We start from the raw sequence: 17,688 nt of genomic DNA, 5'->3' as shown, positions 1-17,688 counted from the left end.
TCGATCGCCGCCGTGTCACCGATCCGCCACGGGAACGTGCACCTGGCCGATGATCTGCTCGACGATGCGTGCGGCGGCGTCGGTCGACGTGCGGCCCGTCGCCGCGTGCCGCGCCGGGATCAGCCGGTGTCCGAAGACGGCGTTCGCGAGCGAGGACACGTCATCCGGGATCACGAAGTCCCGGCCGGCGAGTGCCGCCGTCGCTTTGGCGGCGCGGACGAGCTGCAGCGTCGCCCGAGGGCTCGCACCCAGCCGCAGGTCGGGATGCGACCGGGTCGCGTGGGCAAGAGTCACCGCGTAGCGTTCGACGAGGGGCGAGACGTGGACGCGGTGTGCGTACGCCACGAGGCCCGCGACCTCGTCGAGCGTCACGACGGGGCGGACATCCGTCAGAGGATTGTGCGTGTCGCGCTGGCGGAGCATGAGGGCCTCGGAGTCCATGTCCGGGTACCCCATCGAGATCCGCATCATGAAGCGATCGAGCTGTGCCTCGGGCAGCGCGTACGTGCCGTCCATCTCGAGCGGGTTCTGCGTCGCCACGACGAGGAAGGGGGACGGCAGCAGATGCGTCGTGCCGTCAACCGACACCTGGCGTTCTTCCATCGCCTCGAGCAGCGCTGACTGGGTCTTGGGGGAGGAGCGGTTGATCTCGTCCGCGATCACGACGTTCGCGAACACTGCGCCGCGGGAGAACGCGAACTCGCGCGTCGCCGGGTTGTAGACCGACACGCCCGTGACGTCGCCCGGCAGCAGATCGGGTGTGAACTGGATCCGGCGGACGTCGGCGTCGATCGACGCGGCCAGCGCGCGGGCGAGCATCGTCTTCCCCACGCCCGGCACGTCCTCGACGAGGAGATGGCCCTCGGCGAGGAGCACGATGAGCGAGGCGCGCACGGCCTCGTCCTTCCCGTCGATCACGCCGCGGATCGTGTTCTCGATCCGATCGGTGGTCGACTGGAATGCGTCTGGGGTCATCGTTGTCTCCGGCATCATTCGTCAGCCTAGCCAGGCGACCGGTCCGCTCAGGCTGATAAGCTGGGATCAGCTCTCCGCGTGACGGCATCCAGGCCAACTCCCCCAGGACGGAAACGTAGCAAGGGTAACCGGGCTCTGCCGGGTACGCGGAGAGTCTTTTTCGTCTCGGCGGATCCGCCCAGGGCTTCCAGCCGCCCACGCGACGCGGGTAGGTTGAATCGCGTGGCACGGAGCATCTACATCACTTCCGCGGAGGGGCAGTCGGGCAAGTCGACCGTCGCCCTCGGCGTGCTCGATTCGCTGAGCCGTGTGGCGCCGCGCGTCGGCGTGTTCCGCCCGATCGCGCGTTCGACGTCCGAACGTGACTACGTGCTCGAGATGCTCCTCGACCACACCGACGTCGACCTCGCGTACGACGACGGCGTGGGGGTCACCTACGACGACGTCCGCGCGGATCCCGAGGGGGCCCTCTCGACGATCGTCGCGCGCTACAAGCGGGTCGAGGCGCAGTGCGACGCGGTCGTCGTGCTCGGCAGCGACTACACCGATGTGGGGAGCCCAGCCGAGCTCGCCTACAACGCGCGCATCGCGGCGAACCTCGGCGCGCCCGTGCTGCTCGTTCTCGGCGGCCGCCAGCCGCACGGCTCGGCGGAGTCCCTCGGATCCGCGCCGCCGCGCTCGCCGGAGCAGATGGGGCAGATCGCTGCGCTCTCCGTACTCGAGCTGCGCCGACAGAATGCCGAACTCGCCGCGACGATCGTCAACAGGGCGGACGCGGCGCTCGCCGCCGAGATCGTGTCGGCGGTCGCGGCGCGCGTCGAGGACGGTCCGGTGTGGGCGCTGCCGGAGGATCCGCTTCTCGTCGCGCCGACGATGGGTGACGTCCTGCGCGCCGTCGACGGCACGCTGATCGCCGGAGATGAGCAGCTGCTCGCGCGTGAGGCGCTCGGGGTCACGGTCGCGGCGATGTCGATGGTGAACGTGCTCGCCCGCCTCGACGAGGGTGATGTCGTGATCGTGCCGGCCGATCGCAGCGATGCCCTGCTCGCGACGCTGACGGCCCACCGGTCGGGAACCTTCCCGTCGCTCGCAGGCATCGTGCTCAACGGCGACGCCGCGATTCCTGACATCCTGCAGCGGCTGATCGACGGCCTCGGCCCGCGCTTGCCGATCATCACCACGCCCGGTGACACGTATCCGACCGCCATGCGCGTGATGACCGCGCGCGGTCGGCTCGCCGCCTCGAGCCCGCAGCGCTACAGCCGGGCGCTCGGCCTGTTCGACCAGAACGTCGACATCGACGAACTGACCCGCGTGCTCGGCATCGCCCGCGCGACCGTCGTGACGCCGCTGATGTTCGAGTATCAGCTTCTCGAGCGCGCCCGATCCGCGCCCCGGCACATCGTGCTCCCGGAGGGCGACGACGACCGCATCCTGAAGGCCGCCGCGATCCTTCTCGAGCGCTCGGTCGCGCAGCTGACCATCCTCGGGGATCCGGAGCGAGTCCGTTCTCGCGCCGTCGAGCTGGGCCTGGACATTCGCGCCGCCGACGTGCTCAGTCCGTTCGAGCCGGCATATGTCGACCGCTTCGCCACCGAGTATCAGCGGCTGCGCGCGCACAAGGGCATGACCTACGACCAGGCGGCGGACCTCGTCAGCGACGTGTCGTACTTCGGCACGATGATGGTGCATCTGGGTGACGCCGACGGCATGGTCTCCGGTGCCGCGCACACGACGGCGCACACGATCCGCCCCTCTTTCGAGATCATCAAGACCGCGCCCGGCGTCTCCGTCGTCTCGAGCGTGTTCCTCATGGCGCTCGCCGATCGCGTACTCGTCTACGGCGACTGCGCCGTGATCCCGGATCCGACGAGCACTCAGCTCGCGGACATCGCGATCTCGTCGTCCGAGACCGCGTCGCTGTTCGGGATCGATCCGCGCGTGGCGATGCTGTCCTATTCGACGGGCGCGTCGGGATCCGGGGCGGATGTCGAGAAGGTGCGCGAGGCGACGGCGCTCGCGCGGGAACGCGCTCCCGAGCTGCCGATCGAGGGGCCGATTCAGTACGACGCCGCGGCGGACGCGGCCGTGGCCCGCACCAAGCTGCCCGACTCGGACGTCGCGGGACGTGCGACGGTGTTCGTCTTCCCCGACCTCAACACGGGGAACAACACCTACAAGGCCGTGCAGCGGTCGGCCGGTGCGGTCGCCATCGGGCCCGTGCTGCAGGGGCTCGCGAAGCCGATCAACGACCTCTCGCGCGGTGCGCTCGTCGAGGACATCGTCAACACCGTCGCGATCACCGCCATCCAGGCGCAGACCGGACAGGCCGGATGAGCGTCGTCCTCGTCGTCAACAGCGGGTCGTCCTCGTTCAAGTATCGCCTGATCGATATGTTCGCCGAACGGGTGCTCGCCCACGGCCTCGTCGAGAGGATCGGCGAGAAGGTGGGCGTCGCGACGCACACCGTCGTCGCGCACGCCGAGGCGGGGGAGCCGGCGCCCACGGTGGCCGACGTCACGCAGCAGCTGACCCGGGCGATTCCCGATCACACGACCGGCTTCGCCGTGATGCTCGAGGCGTTCGCTGCGCACGGGCCGTCGTTCGACGAGCATCGCCCCGACGCGGTCGGACACCGGGTCGTGCATGGCGGAGCGCGCTTCTTCCGGGCCACGATCGTCGATGACGCCGTCGAAGAGTCGATCGACGACCTCTCCCTGCTCGCGCCGCTGCACAATCCCGGGGCGCTCGAGGGGATCCGGGCCGCCCGAGCGGCGTTCGCGGACGTCGACCATGTCGCCGTCTTCGACACGGCGTTCCATCAGACCATGCCGCCGGAGGCATATACCTACGCGCTCGATCGTGAGGTGGCCCGCCGACACCGGATCCGTCGATATGGCTTCCATGGCACGAGCCACAAGTACGTGAGCGAGCAGGCTGCCGCGCACCTCGGTCGGCCGCTCGAGACCGTCCGTCAGATCGTGTTCCACCTCGGCAACGGGGCCTCGGTGACCGCCATCGATGGCGGGCGCTCGGTCGAGACGTCGATGGGATTCACCCCACTCGAGGGCCTCGTGATGGGCACCCGCACGGGGGACGTCGATCCGGCGATCCTGCTCCACCTGCAGCGCACCGCTGGGTATGACACGGACGACCTCGACGACCTCCTGAACCGCCGCAGCGGCCTCGTGGGGCTCGCTGGCGCGAACGACATGCGCGATCTCGTCGCTCGGGCGGAGGCAGACGACCAGGCGGCGCAGCTCGCAATCGACGTGTACGTCCACCGGATCCGCGCCTATGCCGGCGCCTATCTCGCACAGCTCGGCGGTGCCGACGTGATCAGTTTCACCGCGGGCGTCGGCGAGAACGCCGCCCTGATCCGCGAACGTGCGCTCGATCGGCTCGGCTTTCTCGGGGTACGGATCGATCATGACCGGAATCGATCGGTGCCGCGTGGTGAGATCGCACAGATCTCCTCAGACGACTCCGATATCGTCGTGCTCGTCGTACCAACTGACGAAGAGGTCGAAATCGCCCGTCAGACCCTCCACGCCGCAACCTTCCGGAGAGCCGAGTGACCGACCGCGCCACCCCCCGCCTGCAGGACTATGAGGCCGTCCTCTTCGATCTCGACGGCGTGCTCACCCCGACTGCCGAGGTGCACATGCACGCGTGGCAGACGATGTTCGACGAGCTGTTCGCCGCCTGGGACATCACGCCGCCGTACACGGACGAGGACTACTTCGCCTACGTCGACGGCAAGAAGCGCTACGACGGCGTCGCCGCGCTGCTGCGCAGTCGCGACGTCGAGGTGCCGTGGGGCGACCCGACGGATCCGCCTGAGACACCGACAGTCTGCGGCGTCGGCAACCGCAAGAACACGGCGTTCACCCGCGTCCTCGGACGTGACGGCATTGCGCCGTACGTGGGATCCGTCGCCCTGCTCGACGAGCTCGAGCGTGCCGGGACGCCGGTGGCAGTCGTCTCGAGTTCGAAGAACGCCGACATCGTCCTGCGCGCCGCGGGCCTGCGCGAACGGTTCGACGTCGTCGTGGACGGCGTCGTCGCGGAGGAACGGAACCTCCCCTCGAAGCCTGCCCCCGACGTCTTCATCGAAGGCGCCCGCGCGCTCGGCGTGGATCCCGCCCGGACCGTCGTCGTCGAAGATGCGCTCGCCGGCGTGGAGTCCGGCATCGCCGGGGGCTTCGGCCTCGTCATCGGCGTCGACCGCGGCGTCGGGGCCGACAGCCTGCGCGCCGCCGGCGCCCACCACATCGTGACCGACCTCGCCGACCTGCTGGAGACCCGATGATCGACCGCGAACGCTACCCGACCGACCCGTGGCGTCTCGTCGAGACGCGCTTCGACGAGGCCGACCTCGGCGTCACGGAGACGACGTTCGCTATCGGCAATGGCTTCCTCGGCATGCGCGCTGACCACCCCGAGGGGCTCCAGGCGCACGAGCACGGCACGTTCATCAACGGGTTCCACGAGACGTGGCCGATCCGGCATGCGGAGAACGCCTACGGCTTCGCCGAGGTCGGGCAGACGATCGTGAACGTGCCCGACGCGAAGATCATGCGCGTGTACGTCGACGACGAGCCCATGTCGATCGACATGGCGGAGATCACCGAGTACGAACGGTGCCTCGACTTCCGCGACGCGACGCAGCGCCGACGGGTCCGATGGGTGACGCCGACGGGCAAGGAAGTGCTGCTCGAGTCGACCCGGATGATCTCGTTCGAGGACCGCCACCTCGCGGTCCTCCAGATGAGCGTCACGGTGCTGAACGCCGACGCGCCGGTCGTGGTCAACTGTCAGATCATCAACCGCCAGGACGGCGAAGACGTCTACGGCGGCCGCCCCGCCGCGGCGCACCGCGCGGATCCGCGCAAGGCCGAGCAGATCACGGAGCGAGTGCTCGACCCGCAGGAGCACTGGCAGGTGGGCACGCGATCGACGCTGTCGTATCGCGCGGCGTCCAGCGGCATGACGCTCGCGGTCGTCGCCGACCACGTGGTCGAGACCGAGAACGAGTTCGAATCGCGCGGGCTCATCGAAGCGGACATCTCTCGCAACGTCTTCCGCGTGAACGCGAAGGCGGGCGTCCCCGTGACGGTCACGAAGTACGTCAGCTATCACACCTCGCGCGGTGTCCCCGTGGCGGAGCTGATCGACCGCGGCCGCCGCACGCTCGATCGCGCGACCGCCGCGGGCCCCGAGGTGCACTTCGCGCGGCAGCGGGCGTTCCTCGATGCGTTCTGGGACCGCTCCGACGTGCGGGTGCCGGGCCACGATGAGCTCCAACAGGCGATCCGGTGGGGCCTGCTGCAGGTCGCGATGGCGTCGGCACGCGCTGATGGGTGGGGCGTCCCCGCGAAGGGGATGACGGGATCCGGCTACAGCGGGCACTACTTCTGGGACACGGACATCTACGTGCTGCCGTTCCTCGACTACACCTCGCCCACCTGGGCGCGCAATGCGCTGCGGTGGCGCGCCTCGACGCTCCCCGCGGCACGGCGTCGGGCCTCGCAGCTGAGCGAGGATGGGGCACTCATCCCGTGGCGCACGATCAACGGCGAGGAGGCATCCGCCTACTACGCCGCCGGCACGGCGCAGTACCACATCAACGCCGACGTCGCGTATGCGCTCGTGAAGTACGTGCGCGCTACCGGCGACGAGGCGTTCATGGCGAGCGACGGCGTCGATCTGCTCGTCGAGACCGCGCGCCTCTGGTCGACGCTCGGCTTCTGGCGCGAGGACTCGTTCCACATCCACGGCGTGACCGGTCCGGACGAGTACACGACGGTCGTGAACGACAACCTCTTCACGAACGTGATGGCTCGGTTCAACGTGCGCGCGGCCGCTCGCGTCGTGCGAGAGATGGCTGATCGCGCCCCCGAGCGGTACCGGGCGATGGCGGATCGCCTCGCGTTACGTCCCGAGGAGGCCGACGACTGGGAGCGGCTCGGCGACGCGATCCACATCCCGTACAGCGCTGAGGCGGGCATCCACCCGCAAGACGCGCTGTTCCTGGAGCGCGAGCTGTGGGATCTCGAGAACACGTCGGACGAACACCGTCCGCTGCTGCTGCACTTCCACCCGCTCGTGATCTACCGGTTCCAGGTGCTCAAGCAGGCGGACGTCGTGCTGGCGGAGTTCCTGCAGGGGAATGCCTTCACGGAGGCCGAGAAGCTCGCCGACTTCGAGTACTACGACCCGCTCACGACAGGAGATTCCACGCTGTCGGGCGTCGCGCAGGCGGTGATGGCCGCCGAGGTCGGCTACCAGGAGCTCGCGCTCGAATACTTCGAGCACTCGCTCTTCGTTGATCTCGCGGACCTGCATCGGAACACGGCAGACGGCGTGCACATCGCGGCTGCCGGCGGCGCGTGGACGGCCCTGGTAAGCGGATTCGGCGGCATGCGGGATCACGGCGGCGAACTCAGCTTCGACCCCCGACTTCCTGCCGCCTGGCCCGAGCTGTCGTTCCCGCTGACGTGGCGTGGGACGCGCATCGACGTCACGGTGCGCCCCGCTGAGCTGGAGATCGGCGCCCGTGCGGGGGAGGGGAAGCCCGTGGCATTTGCGGTGCGCGGAGAGAACTTCACCGTGGCGCCGGGAGCACGCATCGTGGTTCCGCTCGCCGACCAGGGGCCGGTCCGCCCGGGGCGCCCGCGGCTGCGCCGGCGCGCGGAGGACGGCGTCTATCCGCACGCGAGCGTGCCGCCGTCGATCGACTACTACGAGGTGCCCGAGTGATCGATCGCCCGGATCGATGATTCATGTCTGACCTCAGCCCTAGGGTGGAACCGTGAGCACAGCCCTGTACCGCCGATACCGCCCCGAGGCGTTCGCCGAGATGATCGGTCAGTCCCAGGTGACCGAACCGCTCATGACGGCATTGCGCACCGATCGCATCGGGCACGCATACCTGTTCTCCGGTCCGCGCGGCTGCGGTAAGACGACCTCCGCCCGCATCCTCGCGCGCTGCCTGAACTGCGCCGCGGGGCCGACCGACACCCCGTGCGGCACGTGCGAGAGCTGCGTCGAGCTGTCGCGAGATGGCGGCGGATCCCTCGACGTCGTCGAGATCGACGCGGCGAGCCACAACGGCGTCGATGACGCACGCGATCTGCGTGAACGCGCCGTCTTCGCCCCGGCACGCGACCGCTACAAGATCTTCATCCTCGACGAGGCGCACATGGTGTCGCCCCAGGGATTCAACGCTCTGCTGAAGCTCGTCGAGGAGCCGCCGGAGCACATCAAGTTCATCTTCGCGACGACCGAACCCGAGAAGGTCATCGGCACGATCCGTTCGCGCACGCACCACTATCCTTTCCGGCTCGTCCCGCCTGCGGCGATGCTCGACTACGTCGAACAGCTGTGCGGGCAGGAGAGCATCGCGCCCGATCCCGGCGTGCTCCCGCTCGTCGTGCGCGCCGGCGCGGGCTCACCGCGAGACACGCTGTCGATCCTCGACCAGCTGATCGCGGGCTCCGAGGGGGCGTCGGTCTCGTACGAGCGCGCCGTCGCGCTGCTCGGGTACACCCACGGCGAACTGCTGGACGAGGTCGTGGATGCATTTGCCTCCGCGCAGCCGTCCGGCGCGTTCGCCGCCGTCGATCGCGTGGTGCAGACGGGGCAGGATCCGCGACGCTTCGTGGACGACCTGCTCGAGCGCATGCGCGACCTCATCGTGATCGCCGCGACGGGGGACGACGCCGCGTCGGTCCTGCGCGGCCGTCCCGCCGATGAACTCGCGCGGATGCAGATGCAGGCAGCCGCGTACGGCACCGCCCGCCTGTCGCGCGCCGCCGATCTGGTCAGCGCCGCGCTCGACCAGATGACGGGAGCCACGTCTCCGCGACTGCAGCTCGAGCTCCTCGTCGCACGCGTGCTCACGGCCGACGGCGCCGTCGGAGAAGAGCCCGGATCAGCCGCGGGCGCTTCCCGCGGCGGCGCCCCCGACCGCAGCAGCGCGCCCGCCACCGCGACGTCGCCATCCGGTGCGGGGCCGGAAGCGCGCACCGGCGCGTCGCCGTCGAGGGAGGCCACTCCGATACCGGAGCCCGCGCCGCCCGCCGCCGCATCGCCGGCTGCCGCCGAAACGACTGCGGCGCCGCCCGCCGCCGCAGCACCTGCAGAGCCGTCTGTCGCAGCCCCGCCTGCCGCAGCGCCGTCGGAGACGACTCCGGCCGCGGCGGTCGCTCCGCCCGCCGCTCCGCCGACCGCACCACCCGGTGCACCGTCGACCGAGCAGGTGACGACGACGTCCACGCACCCCGCGGGCACGGCATCGGATGCGTCCGCCGCACCTTCCGCGTCGGCAGGTGACGCGTCCGAGACACCCGCCGCACCGGCCGCGACGTCAGATTCCGTCGCGGCGCCCGCCACTCCGACGGCTGACACGGAGTCCGAGCCCGCAGCTCCGCCCGCCGCGGCAGAGCCGACGGCGGCTCCCGGGGCAGCCCCCGCCGGGTCGACGACGGTGGCGCCGAGTGGCCCGCCGGAATCCGATGACGTGCCGGCCGCCGCGTGGGCGACCGCGACACCCGGCACGGCCGAGCCGGCATCCGCTGCGGCCGGGCCGGCACCCGCCGCGCCTGCAGCGGCCGAGCCGACGCCTGCAGCGCCCGCCGCGCTCACCCTCGCGGCACTGACCGATGCGTGGCCGCGGATCCTCTCGGCTATCGAGGACGCGAGTCGTGAGTCCTGGCTCGTCCTCCAGTCTGCGACGCCCGCGCACGTCGCAGACGATGTCGTCGGCCTGGCCTTCACGAACCAGACCGATCTCGGCCACTTCAAGACCCGCGCTCCGGACGGATCCGGCGTGAGCGAGGATCTCCGCGTCGCGATCGGGGACGTGACCGGCGTGCGCGTGAAGTTCCTTGCCCGGCACGTCCCGGGCGCCCCGGCACCGGCTGACGACGCGCCCCCGCCCGTCGAAGACGCGCCACCCGCCGAAGACGGTCCGCCCGACGACGCGACCGGTCCCACGACGACGTCGTACGCCGCCGCGCCGGGATGGGCCGTCGCGCCGATCCCCGGCGCCGAGACGGCCGAACCCGCGCTCGCGGCCGCGCCGCCGCCCTTCGCGGCCGAGCCCGAGGCCGCGGCACCGGCCGCAACCGAGGATCCGGCTGACGACAGCGGCGCCGCGCCCAGCGGCGCCGCGCCCAGCGGCGAGGCGCCCCCGTCCGCTGCGCAGGTCGCCGACTCCGGGCCGACGGTGCAGTCGCGACAGGTGCGCCTCGACGACGGCGTGCAGCGCTACGGCGAGGCCGTCGTACGACAGAAGCTCGGCGCGACTTTCCTCCACGAAGAGGAATTCACGCCGCCCACACGGTTCCAGTAAGGAAGACCACGAATGTACGACGGAATCGTCCAGGAACTGATCGACGAACTCGGTCGGCTGCCCGGCGTCGGACCGAAGTCGGCGCAGCGCATCGCCTTCCACATCCTCCAGACACCCTCGTTCGACGTCTCGCGCCTGTCGCACCTGCTCAGCGAAGTGCGCGAACGGGTGAAGTTCTGCGACCGCTGCGGCAACGTCTCCGAGGCCGAGCTCTGCTCGATCTGCCGGGACACGCGACGGGACCAGGCCCTGATCTGCGTCGTCGAGGACGCGAAGGACGTCTCAGCCATCGAGCGCACGCGCGAGTTCCGCGGGCTCTATCACGTGCTCGGCGGTGCGATCAGCCCCATCTCCGGCGTGGGGCCGGACGACCTGCGCGTCCAGCAGCTGATGACCCGTCTCGCCGACGACACCGTGCAAGAGGTGATCCTCGCCACGAACCCGAATCTCGAAGGCGAGGCGACCGCCGCGTACCTCAGTCGCCTGCTGACCTCCATGGACATCACGATCACGCGCCTCGCTTCGGGTCTTCCCGTCGGCGGCGACCTCGAATACGCCGATGAGATCACGCTCGGCCGCGCCTTCGAGGGCCGCCGTTCCGCCTAGCTCGATTCTGTCTCCGAGGCGTTCCGACCTAAACTGGGTCGCTGGGCCCACCAGTCACCGCACCACCCGGGAGCTACACAGTGGCATTGATCGTGCAGAAATTCGGCGGATCCTCCGTCTCAGACGCCGCCAGCATCAAGCGCGTCGCGAAACGGATCGTCGAAGCGCGGCAGGCGGGCAATGACGTCGTCGTCGCGGTGAGCGCGATGGGCGATACGACAGATGACCTGCTCGAGCTCGCCGCCGACGTCGCGCCGGAACCGGCGCCGCGCGAACTCGACATGCTGCTCTCGAGCGGCGAGCGCATCTCGATGGCGCTCCTCGCCATGGCGATTCACGCGATGGGCTACGAGGCGCGCTCCTTCACGGGAAGCCAGGCCGGCATGATCACGACGGCCGACCACGGCTCCGCGCGGATCCTCGACGTCACCCCGGTGCGCCTCCGCGAGGCGCTCGACGATGGCGCCGTCGTCATCGTCGCCGGGTTCCAGGGATTCAACCGCGACACCCGCGACATCACGACCCTCGGGCGGGGCGGATCCGACACGACTGCCGTCGCGCTTGCCGCGGCACTCGGGGCCGACGTCTGCGAGATCTACAGCGACGTCGACGGCATCTTCACGTGCGACCCGCGCGTCGTCCCGATGGCGAAGAAACTCAACGTCATCGGTGCCGAGGAGATGCTCGAGCTGGCGGCGAACGGCGCCAAGGTCCTCTACATCCGCGCGGTGGAGTACGCCCGCCGCCACAACGTCCTCATCCACGCACGCTCCACGTTCACGCCGAACGAGGGCACCTATGTACTCGGCGACGGGATGCCAGATCCCCGCCTGGCCAAGGGAGAAGCCATGTCCGATGTCATCGGTAAGGAAGAGCCCGTCGTCGCGGGCGTCGCGATCGACCGCAGTCAGGCGAAGATCACGGTCGTCGGTGTGCCCGACGTTCCCGGATCCGCCGCAGCGATCTTCTCGCGCGTGGCAGCGCTCGGTGCGAACATCGACATGATCGTGCAGAACGTGCAGTCGGCGAGCCCGGGCCACACCGACATCTCGTTCACGCTGCCGAAGGACGAGGCCGAGGCCGTCGCGAAACAGCTCAAGGCCGACCACGACGAGCTCGGATTCGACAACATCTACTTCGACGACGAGATCGGAAAGCTCTCGGTCGTCGGCGCGGGCATGCGGTCGCACTCGGGCGTCTCGCTGACGCTGTTCGAGGCGCTCAGCAGCAACGGCATCAACGTCGAGATGATCTCCACGAGTGAGATCCGCATCTCGGTCGTGCTCCGTGACGCCTACCTCGACGCGGCCGCTCGCGCCGTCCACACGGCATACGGGCTCGACGGCGACGTCGAGGCCACGGTCTACGCCGGTACCGGCCGCTGACCGGCCCGGCGGCTGACTCGCCGCCGGTAGACTCGCAAGAACCTCCGCCCCCGAACTACGAGGAACCCATGGCACGCATTGCAGAATCCGGAGTATCGCTCGCCCTCGTCGGCGCCACCGGCCAGGTCGGCGGAAAGATGCTGGAGATCCTGGCAGAGCGCGACTTCCCGGTTCGCGAGCTGCGTCTGTTCGCCTCGCCGCGATCCGCCGGCAAGACGATCTCGTACCGCGGCACGGACGTGACCGTCGAGGACGTCAACAGCACCGAGCTGGCCGGTATCGACATCGCCCTGTTCTCCGCGGGCGGCTCCGCGTCGAAGCAGCACTCGCCGCGCTTCGCCGAGGCGGGTGCACTCGTCGTCGACAACTCGAGCGCATGGCGCATGGATCCTGATGTCCCGCTCGTCGTCAGCGAGGTGAACCCGGAAGCGATCGACGCGGCCACGAAGGGCATCATCGCGAACCCGAACTGCACGACGATGGCCGCGATGCCGACGCTTTCGGCGCTCGACGCCGAAGCGGGCCTCGAACGACTCGTGGTCTCGACCTACCAGGCGGTCTCCGGATCCGGCCTCGGTGGCGTCGAGGAACTGCGCGGTCAGGTCGAAGCCGCCGTGTCGCAGGGCGACATGGATCGCCTCACGCACGACGGATCCGCGGTCGACTTCCCCGAGCCCGACAAGTACGTCGCGCCGATCGCGTTCGACGTCATCGCGCTCGCCGGCAACATCGTCGACGACGGTCTCGGCGAGACCGACGAGGAGAAGAAGCTCCGCAACGAGAGCCGCAAGATCCTCGACCTGCCGGACCTGCTCGTCTCGGGGACGTGCGTGCGCGTCCCCGTCTTCACGGGCCACGCGCTCTCCATCAACGCGGAGTTCCGGGATCCGATCTCGCCCGAGCGCGCGACGGAGCTGCTCTCGCAGGCGCCCGGCGTGCAGCTGGTCGACGTGCCGACGCCCCTCGAGGCCGCCGGTGCGGACCCCACCCTCGTCGGGCGCATCCGCCCCGACCAGGGTGCGCCCGACGGTCACGGGCTCGCGATGTTCATCGCCAGCGACAACCTGCGCAAGGGCGCAGCGCTGAATACGGTCCAGATCGCCGAGCTCATCGCGGCTCGGCGCCTGCAGCGCGCGTGATGACACGCGCATAAAAACCGCGGATGTTGCCGGGCGCCTCGTCGAAAAGCACTCGGGTACCGAGAGTAGGCTGATGAATCGTGAGTGAACCCGTAGATGTCGTGCTCATCGGCGGCGGCGTGATGTCGGCCACCCTGGGCACCCTCCTGAAAGAACTCCAGCCCGACTGGAAGATCGTCACGCTCGAACGCCTCGGTGACGTGGCGCAGGAGAGCTCGAACCCGTGGAACAACGCGGGCACCGGACACGCGGCGCTGTGCGAGCTCAACTACATGCCCGACCCCGACGACCCGTCCAAGGCGATCGGCATCAACGAGCAGTTCCAGGTGAGCCGGCAGCTGTGGTCCTCCTTCGTCGACCGGGGGATCCTGTCGGAGGCGTCGACGTTCATCAACTCGACGCCGCACATGACGTTCGTGCGCGGTGCAAAGAGCGTTGCCTATCTCAAGGCGCGGTACGAGACGCTCAAGGAGCAGCCGCTGTTCCGCGGCATCCAGTACAGCGAGGACTCGCGCGTCATCCACCAGTGGGCGCCGCTGCTGATGAAGAAGCGCCGCAAGAGCGACGAGCCGTTCGCGGCGACGCGCGTGCCCGCGGGTACCGACGTCGACTTCGGTGCCGTCACACGGCAGCTCTTCGACCACCTCGCCTCTTCGGGGGCCGACGTCCGCCTCAACCACGAGGTGAAGAAGCTCAAGCGCCGCTCCGACGGCACCTGGGACGTGCTCTACCGCCACCGCGTCGGCAGCACCCCCGGATCCCTCAACGCGCGATTCGTCTTCGTCGGCGCGGGCGGATGGGCCATCAAGCTGCTGCAGAGCGCCGGGATCGCCGAGATCAAGGGATACGGCGTCTTCCCGATCGGCGGACAGTTCCTCAAGACCTCCAACCCCGACATCGTTGCCCAGCACCAGGCCAAGGTGTACTCGCAGGCCGCTGTCGGCGCGCCGCCCATGTCCGTTCCTCACCTCGACACGCGCGTGGTCGATGGCGAGGCCTCGCTCATGTTCGGTCCGTTCGCGACGTTCAGTCCGAAGTTCCTGAAGGCCGGCCGTTGGACCGACATCATCCAGCAGGTGCGGCTGTCGAACCTCGGATCGATGCTCAAGGTGGCGGTGACGAATCTCGACCTCGTGCGGTATCTCGTCGGCGAGCTCATGAAGAACCGCGACCGGAAGATCGACAGCCTGCGCGAGTTCGCGCCGGGCGTCGACGGCGACGACTGGGAGCTGATCCAGGCCGGGCAGCGCGCTCAGGTGATGAAGGGCGGCAAGCTGCAGTTCGGCACCGAGGTCGTCTCGGCTTCCGACGGATCCGTCGCCGGGCTGCTCGGGGCATCGCCCGGGGCTTCGACGACCGTGTCGATCATGTTGAACCTGCTGCGCTCCTGCTTCCCCGACCGCCAGGACGAGTGGGAGCCGAAGCTGCGCGAACTCATCCCGACGTACGGCGGCCTGTTGAACGACAACGCGGAACTCGCCGAGTCGACCGAGCGGGCATCTGCCGAGACACTCGGCCTGCTCACCTGACACTGCCCGGCCGCGGGCGTACGTAAGGTTATCCGGTGGCCAAACTGTACTTCCGCTACGGCGCGATGAACTCCGGCAAGTCGACGGCGCTCCTGCAGGCGGCATACAACTACGAGGAGCGCGGGCAGTCGGTGTTGCTCGCCAAGCCGGAGATCGATTCGAAGGGTGCCGGATCCATCGAGTCGCGACTCGGCGTCACGCGCCCGGTCGACTTCCTCATCGCGGCCGACGCCGACGTCCGCGACCTCGTGGCACACGAGCGCACGCGGATCCGTCGTGCGGCGGACGATGCGCTCTTCGACGACGACGGACACGCTGACGTCGCGTGCCTGCTGATCGACGAAGCCCAGTTCCTCTCGCCGCCGCAGGTGGATGACCTTCTCAAGATCGCGGTCGAGGATGGGATCCCGGTCATGGCATACGGCATCCGCACGGACTTCCAGACCGAGGCGTTTCCGGGATCTCGGCGCCTGCTCGAGGTCGCGCACACGCTCGAGGAGCTCAAGACCATCTGTCGGTGCGGACGCAAGGCATTGTTCAACGCTCGCAAGATCGGCGGCGAGTTCGTCTTCGACGGCGACCAGGTGGCGATCGACACGGCGACAGCCGCCGTCCGCGGCGCGCGCTTCGTCACCTACGAATCGTTGTGCGGCGCGTGCTACCTCGAAGAGTCCGGCGGCGTCCTCGCCCCGCAGTAGGCTGGAGCCCATGCGCGTTCTTCTTGCCGGCGGTGCCGGATACGTCGGAACCCACACGGCGATCGCCCTCATCGAGGCCGGCCACGAGCCGGTGCTGCTTGACAACCTGGCGAACACAAGCCGTGTCGTGCCCAGCCGCATCGCCGAGATCACCGGCACCGAGGTGCCTCTCGTCATCGGCGACGCCGCGGACGATGAGCACGTCGGGAGCGCCTTCGACGAGCACGGGCCGTTCGACGCGATCATCCAGTTCGCGGCGCATAAGGCCGTCGGCGAGTCGGTCGAGAAGCCGCTCGAGTACTACGCCAACAACCTCGACACGACCTACGCGCTGCTGCGCGTCGGCATCGCGCGGGGGATCCGTTCGTTCGTGTTCTCGTCGACGGGCACCGTCTACTCGGATCCGGCCGACCTGCCGTTCACGGAGCAGGCGACCCGCAACCTCGTCGAACTGTCCAACCCGTACTCGAAGTCGAAGCTCATGAATGAGACCGTGCTGACCGACGTGCAGCAGGCGCACCCCGAGCTGAACGTCACGCTGCTGCGGTACTTCAATCCGGTCGGCGCGCACGAGTCAGGGCTCGTCGGAGAGGACCCGAAGGGGATCCCGAACAACCTCATGCCCTTCGTTGCCCGCGTCGCGGTCGGCAAGCTGCCCGAGATCGGCATCTTCGGCGCTGACTACGACACTCCTGACGGCACGGGCCAGCGCGACTACATCCACGTCGTCGACCTCGCCGAGGGCCACGTCAAGGCGCTGGAGAAGGCTGCGCCGGGCCTTGCCGTCTACAACCTCGGCACGGGGAATCCCGTCAGCGTGCGCGAGCTGATCACCTCCTTTGAGAAGGCGGTCGGTCGCGAGCTGCCGAAGTCGGTCAAGCCGCGCCGCGCGGGCGACCTCGCGGCGACGTACTGCACGCCCGCGAAGGCCGAGCGCGAGCTAGGGTGGACCGCGACCCGCACGATCGACGACATGACGCGCGACGTGTGGAACTGGCAGCAGAACAACCCCGGCGGCTACGAGGGCTGAGCGCCCTCAACACAACGCAGTCGGCGCCGACAGCCGCCCGCGCGACGCGTTGTCCGCTGGAGGTGACTGCGACGCGTTGCGCGGCGTGTACGGTTTCACCGTGGAACTGGATCCGGACCTCGTCGCGCTGCGGCGCGTGCGCGACCGCATCGATCGCGAGTACGCGCAGCCCCTTGACGTCGAAGAGCTGGCGCGGGGTGCGTTCATGTCGGCCGGACACCTGAGCCGCGCGTTCAAGCGCGCCTATGGCGAATCGCCGTACTCGTACCTGATGACGAGGCGGATCGAACGGGCGATGGCGTTGCTGCGCCGCGGCGACGTGACGGTGACCGAGGTGTGCTTCGCCGTCGGATCCTCGTCCCTCGGCACGTTCAGCACTCGGTTTCGCGAGCTCGTCGGCCTGTCGCCGACCGAGTTTCGCGAACGCGCGAGAACGGATCCGCAGCATTTGCCGTCGTGCGTCGTCAAGCAGGTGGCGAGACCGGCCAGGAATGGAGAAGCGCCGCCGCTGCTGCCGCAATAACGTGAGTGTCATGACAACCATGACGATTCACACGGCACAGCTTCCCCTCGTCGACCCGGACGCTTCGGTGGTGTTCTGGCGCGACGCGATTGGCTTCGAGGTGCGCAGCGATGTCGGTCAGGGCGACATGCGCTGGATTACCGTCGGCCCGGTGGGCAAGCCGGACACGTGCGTCCTGCTCGCGCCCCCGTTCGCCGACCCTGGCATCTCCGAGGCCGAGCGCGAGACGGTGACCGGAATGATGGCGAAGGGCACCTTCGGTTGGATCATGCTGGCGAGCGTCGACGTCGACGCGGACTTCGCGCGGATCCAGGAGCACGCCGCGGCCGAGGTAATCCAGGAGCCGACCGACCAGCCTTACGGTGTGCGCGACTGCGCCTTCCGCGATCCGGCCGGCAACACGGTGCGCCTGCGCCAGGTGTGAGTGTGCGCGCTTCGGGAGGAG

14 protein-coding genes and 1 other RNA gene are annotated in these 17,688 nt (G+C 69.1%); 14 read left to right on the top strand and 1 reads right to left on the bottom strand.

All coding sequences use genetic code 11. The features are described from left to right. Window positions 1-15: 15 nt before the first annotated feature. On the bottom strand, window positions 16-990 hold the full coding sequence (locus IEW87_RS13700; RefSeq protein WP_188712958.1) for an AAA family ATPase: 975 nt from the start codon (window positions 988-990) through the stop codon (window positions 16-18). Window positions 991-1,040: 50 nt separating this feature from the next. On the opposite strand from IEW87_RS13700, the gene ffs reads away from it, so the two are divergent. The 14 genes from ffs (at window position 1,041) to IEW87_RS13630 (ending at window position 17,667) form a co-directional block, all read left to right on the top strand. Further along, window positions 1,041-1,137, top strand: an RNA gene (gene ffs, locus IEW87_RS13695) — signal recognition particle sRNA small type. Between the two features lie 60 nt (window positions 1,138-1,197). Further along, window positions 1,198-3,312: a phosphate acetyltransferase gene (gene pta, locus IEW87_RS13690; RefSeq protein WP_188712957.1), complete on the top strand. Its 2,115-nt coding sequence runs from the start codon at window positions 1,198-1,200 to the stop codon at window positions 3,310-3,312. Then, a complete protein-coding gene (locus IEW87_RS13685; RefSeq protein ID WP_188712956.1) occupies window positions 3,309-4,553 on the top strand; it encodes an acetate/propionate family kinase in 1,245 nt (414 codons plus the stop codon). Before pta ends, IEW87_RS13685 begins: the two co-directional genes overlap by 4 nt. After that, complete coding sequence (locus tag IEW87_RS13680) at window positions 4,550-5,287, top strand: HAD family hydrolase (RefSeq protein ID WP_188712955.1); 738 nt, start codon at window positions 4,550-4,552, stop codon at window positions 5,285-5,287. The genes IEW87_RS13685 and IEW87_RS13680 overlap by 4 nt, the downstream gene beginning before the upstream one ends. Beyond that, window positions 5,284-7,737: a glycoside hydrolase family 65 protein gene (locus tag IEW87_RS13675; RefSeq protein ID WP_188712954.1), complete on the top strand. Its 2,454-nt coding sequence runs from the start codon at window positions 5,284-5,286 to the stop codon at window positions 7,735-7,737. Before IEW87_RS13680 ends, IEW87_RS13675 begins: the two co-directional genes overlap by 4 nt. Window positions 7,738-7,789: 52 nt before the next feature. Beyond that, complete coding sequence (locus IEW87_RS13670; RefSeq protein WP_188712953.1) at window positions 7,790-10,333, top strand: DNA polymerase III subunit gamma and tau; 2,544 nt, start codon at window positions 7,790-7,792, stop codon at window positions 10,331-10,333. 12 nt (window positions 10,334-10,345) lie between these two features. After that, on the top strand, window positions 10,346-10,939 hold the full coding sequence (gene recR, locus IEW87_RS13665) for a recombination mediator RecR (protein ID WP_188712952.1): 594 nt from the start codon (window positions 10,346-10,348) through the stop codon (window positions 10,937-10,939). Between the two features lie 80 nt (window positions 10,940-11,019). After that, complete coding sequence (locus IEW87_RS13660) at window positions 11,020-12,324, top strand: aspartate kinase (protein WP_188712951.1); 1,305 nt, start codon at window positions 11,020-11,022, stop codon at window positions 12,322-12,324. Between the two features lie 68 nt (window positions 12,325-12,392). Next, window positions 12,393-13,463 (top strand): aspartate-semialdehyde dehydrogenase, encoded by a 1,071-nt coding sequence (locus IEW87_RS13655; RefSeq protein ID WP_188712950.1) that lies wholly within the window; start codon window positions 12,393-12,395, stop codon window positions 13,461-13,463. Window positions 13,464-13,543: 80 nt separating this feature from the next. After that, the gene (gene mqo, locus IEW87_RS13650) at window positions 13,544-14,992 is read left to right on the top strand and encodes a malate dehydrogenase (quinone) (protein ID WP_188712949.1); all 1,449 of its coding nucleotides are present in this window, start codon (window positions 13,544-13,546) and stop codon (window positions 14,990-14,992) included. A 35-nt stretch (window positions 14,993-15,027) separates the two neighbouring features. Next, window positions 15,028-15,690: a thymidine kinase gene (locus IEW87_RS13645; protein WP_188712948.1), complete on the top strand. Its 663-nt coding sequence runs from the start codon at window positions 15,028-15,030 to the stop codon at window positions 15,688-15,690. Between the two features lie 10 nt (window positions 15,691-15,700). Then, complete coding sequence (gene galE / locus IEW87_RS13640) at window positions 15,701-16,720, top strand: UDP-glucose 4-epimerase GalE (protein WP_188712947.1); 1,020 nt, start codon at window positions 15,701-15,703, stop codon at window positions 16,718-16,720. Window positions 16,721-16,820: 100 nt separating this feature from the next. Further along, window positions 16,821-17,243 (top strand): helix-turn-helix transcriptional regulator, encoded by a 423-nt coding sequence (locus tag IEW87_RS13635; RefSeq protein ID WP_229731212.1) that lies wholly within the window; start codon window positions 16,821-16,823, stop codon window positions 17,241-17,243. Window positions 17,244-17,253: 10 nt separating this feature from the next. After that, a complete protein-coding gene (locus tag IEW87_RS13630; protein ID WP_188712945.1) occupies window positions 17,254-17,667 on the top strand; it encodes a VOC family protein in 414 nt (137 codons plus the stop codon). The last annotated feature ends 21 nt before the right edge of the window (window positions 17,668-17,688 follow it).

It is taken from the genome of Microbacterium faecale, from assembly GCF_014640975.1.
GTDB lineage: Bacteria > Actinomycetota > Actinomycetes > Actinomycetales > Microbacteriaceae > Microbacterium > Microbacterium faecale.
The sequence above is the reverse complement of the archived record's forward strand: the minus strand, read 5'-3'. Positions and strand labels throughout refer to the sequence as shown.